The sequence below is a fragment of the Micavibrio aeruginosavorus ARL-13 genome (genome assembly GCF_000226315.1).
Lineage (GTDB): Bacteria > Pseudomonadota > Alphaproteobacteria > Micavibrionales > Micavibrionaceae > Micavibrio > Micavibrio aeruginosavorus_B.
Window position 1 is genome coordinate 2382995 of sequence record NC_016026.1, and the last position, 13083, is coordinate 2396077.

Consider the following 13083-nt stretch of genomic DNA (forward strand, 5'->3'; position numbering starts at 1 on the left):
GATCCTTAGTTCCGAAGCGGCTTGCCAGTGGACAGCATGTGTTCAACACGGGCCTGTGTGCCCTCGTTCTTCACCAGCTTCATGAATTCATAAATTTCCAGTTTCAACAGATCCTGTTCACTGACCGGGGCGGTCCAATCAGCCTTGGCTCCACCGGACAACACCGCCGCAAGGTGATCGGACACGATCACATCATACGGTGTGGCCTTGCCCGATTTTTTGAAATCCGAAACAGCCATATCCAGCGCAACCTTGCCCGTCGGGCCCGGCAGACGGATGGATTCAACCGGCGTCGGTGCGGCGTAATTTTGTGCCATTTCCAAGGCCTTTTTCTTCGCATCGAACAACAAACGATCACGGTTCATGGTGATGCCATCGCGGTCGCGGAAATATCCGATTTCCTTGGCTTCGGTTGCGGATTTGGCCACGGTGGCCGTGCCAATCACCTCGAATGCTTTCCGCACCGCGCCCATCGGCGTGTTTTGCGGTGACATCCACAAACGGTCACCACCGCCAATGGCTTTCTTATACTGTTCGCGTTCCTTTTCCTGGAAGCGCAGGATCAATTCCTTGCATCCGCCCCAGCCGGGGATCAGGCCGACGCCAACTTCGACCAGACCGCAATAGGTTTCGGCATGCGCCTGCACATGATCGGCGTGCAGCAGGATTTCGCAACCCCCGCCCAGCGCCATACCACTCGGGGCCGCAACAACCGGGAACGGTGCGTATTTCAACGCCATATAGGCCTTCTGCCCGCCCGCGATCAGTTCCTCAATCTGCGGCCACAGACCGATATTCATGGCGAAGATTGCCAGACCAAGGTTTGCGCCAGCGGAGAAATGTGTGCCTTCGTTGTAAATAACCAAAGCTTTCCATTCACCTTTGCCATCGCCAATTTTTTTGATGGCGTGGTGGTACACATCGAATACATCATTATCCAGCGCGTTCATCTTGCCGGTAAATTCAACGCACAAAACGCCATCACCCACATCCCACAGGGCCGCGGACGATGATTTGTACAACGGTTTGGAATACAGCTTGATATCACGCAGCAACAAAACACCCTCGGCACGGACCACATCGTGATACGCCCCATCGGTGCCGAAATATTGCATCTTGCCGTTTTCAACGCGGTAGAACGACCCGCTGCCCACCTTCTGCACCAAGGCCGGAACGGTTTTTCCTTCGGCCTTCAGCGCATCGGCAAACCATTGCGCACCCAGCGCATCGATCATTTCAAACGGACCGAATTTCCAGTTATAGCCAAGGCGCATGGCTTCATCGACATCAGCGATGGAATCGGCAATATCCGGCACCAATGACGCGGCATAGGCCAGCGTATCGCGCAGCACAGCCCACGCATAACGCCCACCCGCATCATCGGTTGTGACAACGGCGCGCAAACCAGCTTTACCCGCATCGACGGAATCCAGACGCGGTTTATCGGATTTGTGGTAAGCGGATTCGCTGAAAGACGGCGCGGTGATATCGAATGCCTGTTTTTCTTTCTTCCCGCCTGCGGTGTCGAGGCGATAGAAACCACCCTTGCCCTTACGGCCCGTATAACCGGCGGCGATCATGCCCTTAATAAAATCAAAATCGCGTGCAATGCGACGATATTCATCACCCTCCGGCAACGTGGACAACAGCGATTGCGCCAGATGCGGCATCAAATCAATGCCGACCAGATCAATCAAACCGAACACACCCGTTTTCGGAATGCCCACCGGTTTCGACAACACGGCATCGGCCACTTCAACGCTGACCTTCTGATCCACAGCGTGGTTCAGGGACGCCTGCAGCCAGAATGTCCCAATCCGGTTGGCAATAAAGCCCGGCGTGTCGTGGCATTCCACAACGCCCTTGCCCAATTGGATATCGCAGAAATCGCGCACCAGTTTAATCGCGTCTTTACGCGTTTTCGGGCCCGTCACCAGTTCCAGCAAACGCATATAACGCGGCGGGTTGAAGAAGTGCGTGATCATAAAATCCTTCGCCAACGCATCACCAAACGGCTCCACCAGCAGATGCAGCGGAATGGTGGAGGTGTTGGAGGAAATAACGGAGCCCGGTTTGCGATGCGCCTGCAACTTTTCATAGGTTGCGTGTTTGATTTTCAAATCTTCCAGAACGACTTCGACGATCCAGTCGCAATCGGACAGCAGCGCAAGATCATCCTCCATATTCCCCGGCGTGATCAGCCTGGCATTGCGCTTGGACATAAACGGGGCCGGGTCGGCCTTCAGCATTTTGTCGATGGCGCCCTTGGCCAGCATAGACCGGTCCGCCGCATCTTTCGGGACGATGTCCAGCAACACCACCGGAATACCCGCATTGGCGATTTGCGCCGCGATGCCCGACCCCATAACACCCGATCCGATAACGGCCACTTTCTGGATGGAGGAATTGCTCATGATCTTGGTCCCTTTGGATGGATTGAGTTTCTTGAAAAAGCCAAACATGGTGTGCCGGTTCTGATGAAAAACGGTGGAAGGCGGGAGCGGCGCGAGAGATTCAAGCGCCGTGAATAAGATAGGCTGCGCCAGCCGGTTTGTACAGTCACGGCGCGCAAAAGACGTACGTCCTCTCGCTCTGAATATATTCCCTCCCCCAGAGGGGGAGGGTTTGGGTGGGGGGCGTGATGGTGGTTATTTTCCAGCAGTCGAGCCCCTCCCCCCGCCCCCTCCCTCTGGGAGGGGGAGAGGCAAGCTGGATGCAGAAATAGCTTACAAAAAAGCGGTTTTTTAGGACGCCGCGATGGATGATGCGGCAGATTGCGGAACGGTTGCCGATCCGGTTGCAGATGTATGGCCATCGGCCGCGTCATCCTCGCCTAAATCAGCCCCTTCAATCTCGATCTGTGCGACGTTTTTATGATAATCCCGTTGCAGGACACGGAACTCCTCGACCACCTTGGCACAGTCGCGCACAATCGTTGGCACCTCGCCAAAGAAGTTGTTTTGTAAATACCGGGTCCGGTTGATGACGGTCGATTCATATTCCCGCACCGCCCCCATATCCGCCAAAGGCCGGATCAACCCGGAGAGCATTTTCCGATAAAGCGTCATCAGGTTTTCCAGCGACCCAATCACCATCATCTTGTCACGCAAATGCGCCAGCGTCCCCAGCTTAAATTCCATATAGGGCAGGCTGTATTTCATAATGAATCCGTTGATTTTACGGATTTCCTGCGCCTGCGCCTCCATCACCAGCCCCAGTTCAGCCGCGCGCAGGAACAGGCGTTTTTCTTCATCCTGCAAATCCACCTGATGCTCATCATAAAAATTGATCAGGCGGGTCAGGGTCTGATCCAGCATTTGCCGGACGGCATCGGGCCGCTCGACCCCGAAACGCAATTTCCCTTCCTGCGCGGCCTTGGCCACGCTGCGGGCGCGCTTCATGTCGCCAATGCGTAAAGAGGCGCGCAAGGACCGTTCCATCGCCTCGGCCTCCACCGGACCGTACAGGGCATCCAACGACCGGGTCACAACAGCCCAGTCGCTTTCCATGCTGGCCAGTAAATCGCGGGCGGTGCCGAAACGCAGTTTATAGTCCAGCAATTCGGCTTTTCGCTTTTCGTACCGGGTCATCATCACCCCGGCATCCGCCGTCCATTTGATATTGCGGCCCGAAATATCCAGCGCTTTGGATTTATCGTTGCGGATCCCGTCCCGCACCAATGTGGTGAAACGGTTAATCTGCAGATAGGCGACGGCAAAATTGGTGATATTTCCCTGTAATCCGCGCAGGACGTTGCGCGCTTCGGCCTTCAGCCGGATGGCATCGGGATGGTCTTTGGCACGGCCGGGAATTTTCATCTGGGCCTTCACATCATGCGCGGCCCATTGCATGGCGTAATCGAAAAATTGCTGGAACAGGGTTTTGAGTTCTTGCTCCTGTGCTTTCACTTGCGCTTCGTCATAGCTTTCGGATGCCGTAGAGACGATGCTGTGCACTCGTTCCATAAAGCCCCGTTCAACCGCGTCAAAATCCGTTGCATCCGTCAAACCCAGAGATGTCAGCAATGTGACCACAGAACTCATACGCAGAAACCCCGCCTCTATCAGACATTTTCAAGCCCCCGCCCGCAGGGGGAGACGGGCCCTGTTGCACCGCCGCACTATTATGGTAAACGCTGGGTGTAAACATGATGTAAACGTTAACGCCGCGCCTTTGACTGAATTGTAAGGAAAACAGCCAAAAACAAGGCCGGAGGGTTGCCCCTCCGGCCTGAATTTTTGCATTTTGCATGCGCAAAAGGATAGGGTCGGATCTGGGCCTAGGCCGCTTCCAACACGATGGCCGTGCCCTGACCGCCACCGATACACATGGTGGCCAACCCGGTTTTGATGCCTTCACGTTGCATCAGGCTGGCCAGTTTGCCGGTGATCCGGGCACCGGATGCCCCCAGCGGGTGACCCAGCGCAATCGCGCCACCATCGATGTTCAGGCGGGATTGATCAATGCCCAGTTCCTTCACCACCGACAAGGATTGCGCGGCGAAGGCTTCGTTCAATTCAAACAGGCCAATATCCTTGATCGACAGGCCGGCACGGGCCAGCGCCTTTTGCGAGGACGGAACCGGACCGATACCCATGATTTCCGCCGCGCAACCGGATACGCCAATCGATTTGATCCGCGCCATAATCGGCAGGTTATGTTTGCGGGCATAGGATTCAGAGGTTACCAGCACCGCCGCAGCCCCGTCGGTCAACGGCGAAGACGTCCCCGCCGTCACCGTACCATCGGACAGGAAGGCCGGTTTCAGACCCGCCAGCACCTCAACCGTGGTTTCCGGACGGATAATACCGTCGGTTTTAATATCGCCAATCGGCACGATTTCCGCATCGAATTTGCCAGACGCAGCCGCAGCGGCGGCTTTCGCTTGCGAATTGGCAGCGAATTGATCCTGTTCACCACGGGTAATCTGGTACTTGCTGGCCAGGTTTTCGGCGGTTTCGCCCATGCTCATATAAGCCTGCGGGAAGGTTTTGGCCAAAGTCGGGTTCGGCATCGGGTTAAAGCCGCCCATCGGAATGCGTGTCATCGATTCAACACCGGCGCAGATGAAGACATCGCCAGCGCCCATGGCAATCGCCCCGGCAGCCATGTGGATCGCCGTCATGGACGAACCACAGAAACGGTTCATCGTTACACCACCCACCGACACCGGCAGACCGGCCAGCTGGACCACGATGCGCGCCAGGTTAAAGCCCTGTTCGGCCTCGGGGAAGGCGCAGCCCATGATCAGATCTTCGATATCTTCCGGCTTCACGCCCGTTTCTTTCACCAGCGCGCTGATCACGGCGGCGGCGATATCATCGGGACGCACTTTGGCCAGGGCGCCCTTGGTCGCCAGGTGCATCGGGCTGCGTTTAAAGCCACAAATTACGGCTGTTTCTGTCATGTTGTAACCCTCCGGATAGATGGGAAATGACCCCGGGAACCCGGAAACGGGTGGGGTGAGTCGGTTTGTCCGTCCCATACATTACAGGGATATAGGGCGTGAATCTACGGGTTTCGAGGGGGACGCATACACAACCTGTCCCATACTCAAATGGGGGGCGCTTTTCTCTTTGACATTCCGTTTGACTCCCGGGACAATTCCGGGCATCACCTATCCCTATCTGGGGAATACGGGAAATTACGAAAAAACCGCCCCGAACCCCGATCCGATTATTATTGAAGGAGACTGAAGTCAGTGGCCACAGCAACCGACAAAAAGGGCATGAAACGCATCTGCAACAGCTGCAGCGCCCGTTTTTATGATTTCAACAAACGTCCGGTGATCTGCCCGAATTGCGCGGCGGAATTTACCGGTGAAGTGAAGCTGAAGGCCCGCCGCAGCCGCGCCATCGCCAATGACGAAGGCCAAGTGAGCCCGGCCGCCGCCGCCGATGCGGATGATACAGCCGAAGAATTGGATGATGAGGACGAAATCGAACAGGAAGACGACACCGTCAGCCTGGACGAAGTCGAGGACATGGAAGAAGCCGACGCCGAAGATGTTGACGGCGACGATGAAGATATTGAGATCGATGACGATCTGGATATCGACGACGATCTGGACGATGATCTGGATGATGACGATTTCGATGACGACGATGAAGACGAGGACGACGAAGACTAAGTGTCTGACGCATCTCTTTATACCGTTACAATACGCCTTCCGGCTGGCCTGAGCGATGTTCAGGCCAGCCTTTTTGCTGATGAAGCCTTTGGCGGGGAACAGATTTCATCGTCGCTGGTTCGTGAAACCCCAGCATCGGAATCCGATCTGGGCGCTACGGCCTGGACCATGCAATGGTTGCTGGCGGGCATCGCCGACCCGGACGCATTGGCCACGCATTTGAACGATGCCGCCGCCATGTTTGATATGGCCGATATGATCAGTGTGACCCCGGCGGGTCTGGAGTGCGCAAGCGTTAATCCTGATACGAATTGGCTGGAACAATCCTATCGCGCGTTTCCGCCCTTTACCGTTGGTGGTTTTTATATTCATGGCAGCCATTCCACCGAACCCGCACCGGATGGGTTCCGCGCCCTGCAAATCGACGCCGCCACGGCGTTTGGGTCGGGTGAACATGGAACGACAGCCGGGTGCCTGTTGCTGCTGGAACACTTAAAGGCCGAAGGCATCACACCAAATCGCATTCTGGATATGGGATGCGGTTCGGGCATCTTGGGGATTGCCGCCTGGATGCTGTTTGATCGTCCGGTTATTGCCAGCGATATCGATCCCGAATGCATCCGCGTGACCGACCATCACGGCCAGATCAACCATGTCCCCGTATGGGATGAACAACCGACCACCACCGGCATGGCCACATGTGCGGGGGATGGATTCCGCTTGCCGCTGGTCCAAAACCACGCACCCTATACAATCGTGATTGCCAACATCCTGCCCGCACCGTTACTGGCCATGGCGAATGATCTGGTTGCGGCGATGGAAGACCATGGTTTCGTCATCCTGTCCGGGATTTTGAATGAGCAGGCGGATGAGGTTGAAGACGCCTATATCGCCCTCAATCTAAAACCCGTCACGCGCATGGTGCGCGGGGATTGGACGTCGTTGCTGATGCGGAAAAGTGTGTAATTCAAACCACGAATGAACACGAATCCACACGAATAAGAAGCTATAAAACCCCACAAATCGTCATTCCCGCGAACGCGGGAATCCATACGATCTATCCCCCTGGATACCGGCTTTCGCCGGCATGACGAAAACCAACATTTGTGTTTATTCGTGTCCATTCGTGGTTAAAAAAACGGGGCAAAAAATCACCCCGTTTTTCTTTATCCTAAATTCTGTTTCGGCGGCTTTGGTGTCCGCACCTTGGATTTGGCCAGCGGGCGCTGGTACGTGCCATAGGGGCGGTTATCATCCAGACCCAGCAGGCGGTAATCGTCCGCCGACAACGCCCAATCGGGATCATTGTTCGCGATTTTGGTCTTGATATCCTGAACCAGATTTTCGGTTTCTTTCAAGATTGCTTCGGCCAGCGCGCGGTCCTTTTTCGACTTACCGGCCATGCGCTCTTCCCAGTTTTCATGGGCGCGTTTGATTTGCATTTCCAGACGGCCCAGTGACACCGCATCCGTATCAATCAAACCATGAATACGGGCTTTTTCCTTGGCTTTTTCACGCGCCAGATCATCAGGGTGCAGATAGTTTTTGGTTTTGCCAAACAACTGCGCATGCTCGATTTGTGCGCGATACAGAACCGCGACATAACGCTCACGCACCTGAACCGAATGGAATTGATCCAGCGCATGGGCGCGTTCGCGGTTGATGCGGTCGGATTCCTTGGCGCTCGCAAATTCTTCGGCGCAGGGCACAAACAATTTTGCCAGTGCCTTGTCATGCGCGGACATCTCCATGAAGGCCGGGGAATAAACGCGCTCTTCCAATGTTTGTTTGCGATCAAAATCGGGGAAATGGCGGGCCATTTCCATCGCCCGCACCATATTCGCGGCCATTTCCGGGTTGCGTTCAATGAAGTGCTTGTTGGCCTTCATCTGCTCCAGCGACGCGCCACGGTTGGCACCGATGGCAATACCGCGTTCAACCGATGTCACCAGCGGCTGTTTGTTGATGCTGATAATTTCAAACGCTTTGTGCAGACGATGGTTCCGGTCGCTCATAATCTCGGCGATTTCCTGCGGCCCCATATGCATGAATTCTTTGGGATCGAAGTCGGACACGTTGAACAGCACCGCCTTGTTCGCATAGCGCCGTTCGGTGGACCGGCCCACATACACGCCGATATTTGCGCACGCCTTGTACGCCGTACGGTTGACGTAGGTCAGCAAATGGCGCGGATAGACCATGCCATTATGCGTACCGCCCAGGTATTTTTTCACCTCGGCCTTGTTCGCGTTCATGGTCATGCGGGTGTACAATTCCGGGTCAATTTCACGCATGAATTGATCCAGACGGCGTTCCATGATGACGTCGTTGCGCCCTTCGTGCGCCGCGCCGTCCTTCTTTGACACCAGATTGTTGGAAATCATCAACCCCTCGACCGTGAAATCCGGGAAGTCCGGATTTTCCGGCTTGCGGCGGACCTTGAACTTATCCGGGCGCAGATAGGCAAACATACGGGCCTTGTTGCGGATGTCGCTGCTGCGGATACCCCCGCTGCTCATCGGGAAATAGTTCAGATCCCCGGCGGCGAAGGCCAGTTGTTGCATCCACATATTGTCGGCGTTGAAGATGTTTGCGCCATCAACCATGGTTTTGATATGCACCACGCGCGGGGATTTCAATTCTTTCTTCTTCGTCGGGTCCAGAACATAATTGATTGTTTTCTGTTCATAGACATTCACGCCGTTATCACCCTTGGCCTTGCTGCGGCTGGCGTCTTCGGGTTTTTGTTCGGCATCGATGTACAGGCGCGACGTTGTAAACTCGTTGCCCTTCTCATCCTTGAACGAAACCTGTTTCGATTGTTCCAGGAATTCCTTGATCTTGAAATAGAACAGACGCGGCGGGAAAGCACCGTTCAGTTCGCCCGGATTGTTAAAGGCCCCTTTTGCATCGACCGGCGGCTTTTCATACAGCGCCGACGGCATCACATTGGTGGTCAGCAACGCGTCCAGATCCGGCAGGATCGTGCGCGGCAAAATCTGGTAATAGTTCGCCCATTTTTCATTGGCATCACCCAGCAGATCATACTGAACCGCAGCAAACTGGTGAATACCGGCATAACGGCCCAATTGGGTCGTTTCGGTATCGTAGGTAATGCCGCGCATAAAGCCATTCTGGATATAATAATCCGGCAGGGACATGGGCACGCGGCGTTGTTTCGGGTTCAAATTCGCCCCGTCGATATTCAGCACAGCATCATGTTGATCCCGTGCAGCGCGGCGCAGTTTCAGACGGTGTTTTTCATCACCATTATCTTCACGCGCGTCCGCGATTTCGCGGATCATGTCACCCACCGGGGTTTTGATTTCCGGCGGCACGATCTTGGTCAGATATTCAACATCTTCGCCACCACCAAAGTGCTGGTCCTTCGGACGCTTAATGGTGATGTAGGTCATCATTGATTTTTCCTGACCAATGATGGCGCAACCCTTTTCATCGGAAATCTGAATGACGTCCTGTTCGCTCGGGTTAATCGCGGTCATGCCGTGCTTGACCATCAGGGCGGCGCTGTGCGCCCGTTGCGGCACATCACCGTGCGTGGCCAGACCATACGGCGCACCGGCCATATCCATCATGCGTTCGACGTCTTCTTGCCCACCGTGGCCGGAGGCATGTTCAACCACATATTCGTAGCCACGGCGCTCCAGAAACTGGATCACTTCATTATAATGCTTTTCCGAACCCGGAATGCCCGTCTGGGACACAATGAATTTATAACGTTGCGGCGTGATGAAGCCGAGATTCTTCTGGTCCTTGTTCTCAATCAAACGGTTGAGAATGGACATTTGTTCGTTGTGCGTCCCGGTGACGACCAGACCATGGTGACGAATGTCGCCATTCAAGATCGCATTCACACCAACACCGGTCGGCGTGAAGTTCAAAATCCGGCGACCAAAGGCCTGACGCGCATGTTCTTTCAGGGTTTTGCCGTTTTTACGACCGATTTTTTCCAGCACTTTTTTGGTAAAGCGCAAGGACGCACCCAGCACAATCGTATCGCGATCGGTTTCGCCATAGGCGTCAGCGGTTGTCACCAAACGGGCCGCGTTCGTTCCGATATGCAGGGTGACGGGGGCCTTATCCGGTGATTCGTTGATAAATTTCACCATGCCTTTTTTCACGTCGTCTTCACGCTTGATCGGGCCGGTAAAGCTGGCGCGCGTGGAATCGACCGTGACCATCGTCGGCTTCAGCGCCGTGATGCGTTCGACATCGAACACCGGGTTGGATTCGACCGTCTGGTCGAACTTCGCGTCAGAATAATGGAACAACGAGCCCTTCGGCGTTTTTACGAATACCCAGTTGGTGGGCGCGGAGTGCGGGGTCCAGCCAAATTCGGCGGTGATGTGTTTGCTGATCTGCAATTCTTTTTTGCTGTCGATCAGGGAATCGATGACCGTCCATTTTTTCGGCATCCATTCCTTGGGCACATCGAGCTTTTTGCAAATATCTTCGATATGCATTTTCGTCGCGGCGTTGCAGATCACATGATCCATCACATACCCGGCCAACAACATATGTGGCACGCCGCCATTGTGGTCATAGTGCCAGTGCGTGATAAAGGTCGCCGCAGCCTGATATTTCGGTTTGTGTTTCGGGTTGTTGCGGTGGCGGTAATAATCGCCCGCGAACGCCATTTTCGCGTCATACCCGGTTTTATCGCGGTCCAGCGCCATAATCCCGACATCGCGCACCAGCGATTCGGTCACCAGCTTACCCTTGTCGTCGATATATTCGTAATGATCGGCGAAGCAGTTCGCACCCAAGCCGCGTTCACGGCCCGGCAAATGTTCGTTGGTCGGGTTGCCGCCCAGAATGCGCGTGGTGAAACGTGCGCCTTCTTCTTTCGTCAAGGCGGGCACGCCGCTGATGGCTTTTTGTGTGTTGGTGTAACCGATAATATCGCCCAGATCCGGTACAATACCATCCCGCACATCCAACATCGCGTCATGCGCGAAGTGCAGGATACGCACCATGTTTTTGTGATCGCTGACCCGTTGTTTACGGTCGCCAATCATCGCGGCGGACAATTCCACCAACCCCTTGCCCTTTTCACTGCGCACCGGGCGGAAGGACAATTTGACCAGGTTATGGTCCTGATAATCATGGCTGGCGGCCAAATCTTTCTTCGCCAGCGTCATTTCAACATTCGTATGATCGGCAGTTTCACCGCGCACCATTTCGGCCTGCAGGCTGTAGCGTACGGAATCCTTGTCGCCCCCGCTCACCGCGCCGCGTGTCGCCGCATGGAACAGCACCGGTTGACCCGGGCGAGCGGCATAACCCTGTTGGAAAAACCCGGTCACCGCCGGCACATATTGCGGCGGAATGCGTAAGGACCGCGTGATATTTTTGCGCCCTTCTTCATAGGCCAGACGGGCATTGCCATCCTTGTATGTGTTGGGCAAGGGTTTGATTTTCAAACCGGCATCCTTGGCAATATTGCCCAGCATCGGCATGCGTTGTTCCAGACGCAGCGTCTCCAAAACCTGCTGACAGGTTGTCACGGCGGCCGCCACCGCACGACGGTCATGCAGATTGATCGCCTCGCCCTGGACCACCAGTTCGGTGATCCGCATGACGTCCTTGCCCTTGTGCTTGGCCGGTTCGGCCTTCAGCGTCATAAAGGGGGTGGTGATGTTGTCACCGTTCGGGCGATGGACCCAATGTTCAATCGCGATGGCAATGGAACCATCCGTGGCCGGGTTCACATCAGCATGTACGCCGTGAATAGCCCCCTGTTCCGCATAGAACTTCACCCCGGCATAGCCGGACGGGCGGGATTCGTAATATTTCTGGGCATCAACACCGATTTCGATGGGGAAATAGCGCAGGTCAAAATCCGCCGCGCGTTCAAATATACGCCCCAAACTCATCACGGCCTTCGGAGTCTTTTTCACATCCCCGCTGTTCGCGTTGGGGATGTTGTCCTGATCCGGCGTGTTTGTGGTGTTGGTCATTGTTCCCGATTACTCCCCCAAGAAACGCTTGTCCCTGTGTATGCTTGTTATTTTTTCTGGCATACGGTCCTCGGATGCGGGTTGCCCCGTATCCATCACACATCCACCCGCCAATGTTCGTTCAGACAATCGCCGGTCCAGCATCTGTGTGCGGTTTGGGCGATCATACGCTGTTGCCAGTTTCGGCCCCAAAGTCGGGCGGCGCGACGGCACAGTCAGTTTTTTATTGTTCTGTTTCCCACCCGATCCCGATTCGCTGTCATTCAGGACATCATCCGACGTCCGGCGTAAATCGGGGTGCAGGCGGTGCAATTCCAAAATCCGTTCAAAATCAGGAACCTGATCCGCCTGGATCTGGTGCAGGAAGAATAGCGCGGCATTGACGGCGCGGGAAGAAATTTTTTCCGTAATTTTAATCGGCCGCGCCATGATTTTCAGGCTGACCACCGAGTGCGCAGGCACGGAAAACCGCCGCGCATCGAACACGATTTCCATAACCGGAAGGTCGGTCACCTGCCCCATCAAATCGTAATGCCACGAATCGATGCGCAACAGAACGGTGTTGGCCCCATCGCACGGCGCCCCGTTTTGATGCACGGCGTGACAGTTATGAATGGAATAGCCCAGACCCAGAATGGTGGATTCGGCAGAATCCCGCCGGGTCGCGGTGGCTTCAGGTTTTTGCAAAAACTCGAAGAGGGTCCACCCGGCAACCGGCCAATTCAGCCGCGCCGCAGGAATACAGATAGAATGGGCCTCACCCGTACCGGGCAGCGGCGTTATTTCGGTTCTGTAAGCCACTTTTACTCCTGCGCATCTTTTTGTTTTATTTATAAAAAGACGTGAAACCTGATGGCAGTGATAGGCATAAGAATTTTTTATTTCAAGACTGGTTTCCCACCCAATCTCGTGCAATAACTCTACCCTTCCCCCGACGCCCATACCATCCTGCGCCCGGTCTTATCCACAGGG

General features: G+C 55.1%; 7 protein-coding genes. 2 read left to right on the forward strand and 5 right to left on the reverse strand.

The annotated features are described in order from the left end of the window. Positions 1-5: 5 nt before the first annotated feature. From MICA_RS11340 to MICA_RS11350, 3 genes are all read right to left on the reverse strand, one after another. The gene (locus MICA_RS11340) at positions 6-2414 is read right to left on the reverse strand and encodes a 3-hydroxyacyl-CoA dehydrogenase/enoyl-CoA hydratase family protein (protein WP_236619908.1); all 2409 of its coding nucleotides are present in this window, start codon (positions 2412-2414) and stop codon (positions 6-8) included. 330 nt (positions 2415-2744) lie between these two features. Continuing rightward, a complete protein-coding gene (locus MICA_RS11345) occupies positions 2745-4043 on the reverse strand; it encodes a hypothetical protein (protein WP_014103909.1) in 1299 nt (432 codons plus the stop codon). 236 nt (positions 4044-4279) lie between these two features. Then, on the reverse strand, positions 4280-5407 hold the full coding sequence (locus MICA_RS11350) for a thiolase family protein (protein WP_014103910.1): 1128 nt from the start codon (positions 5405-5407) through the stop codon (positions 4280-4282). A gap of 294 nt (positions 5408-5701) precedes the next feature. Here MICA_RS11350 and MICA_RS11355 point away from each other — a divergent pair, with 294 nt between their 5' ends. After that, a complete protein-coding gene (locus MICA_RS11355; RefSeq protein WP_014103912.1) occupies positions 5702-6130 on the forward strand; it encodes a TIGR02300 family protein in 429 nt (142 codons plus the stop codon). Then, positions 6131-7096 carry a 50S ribosomal protein L11 methyltransferase gene (locus tag MICA_RS11360; RefSeq protein ID WP_014103913.1) on the forward strand — a complete coding sequence of 322 codons (966 nt, stop codon included), beginning with the start codon at positions 6131-6133 and terminating at the stop codon, positions 7094-7096. Positions 7097-7296: 200 nt separating this feature from the next. Here MICA_RS11360 and MICA_RS11365 read toward each other — a convergent pair whose 3' ends face one another. Further along, the gene (locus MICA_RS11365) at positions 7297-12111 is read right to left on the reverse strand and encodes a hypothetical protein (RefSeq protein ID WP_014103914.1); all 4815 of its coding nucleotides are present in this window, start codon (positions 12109-12111) and stop codon (positions 7297-7299) included. A 9-nt stretch (positions 12112-12120) separates the two neighbouring features. Then, positions 12121-12912, reverse strand: coding sequence for a hypothetical protein (locus MICA_RS11370; RefSeq protein ID WP_014103915.1), 792 nt, complete (start codon positions 12910-12912; stop codon positions 12121-12123). Positions 12913-13083 lie beyond the last annotated feature (171 nt).

Bases quoted from the DNA above. Each gene is read 5' to 3' on its own strand.
- MICA_RS11345 (WP_014103909.1), bottom strand. From the start codon at position 4,043: ATGAGTTCTGTGGTCACATTGCTGACATCTCTGGGTTTGACGGATGCA.
- MICA_RS11350 (WP_014103910.1), bottom strand. From the start codon at position 5,407: ATGACAGAAACAGCCGTAATTTGTGGCTTTAAACGCAGCCCGATGCAC.
- MICA_RS11365 (WP_014103914.1), bottom strand. From the start codon at position 12,111: ATGACCAACACCACAAACACGCCGGATCAGGACAACATCCCCAACGCG.
- MICA_RS11340 (WP_236619908.1), bottom strand. From the start codon at position 2,414: ATGAGCAATTCCTCCATCCAGAAAGTGGCCGTTATCGGATCGGGTGTT.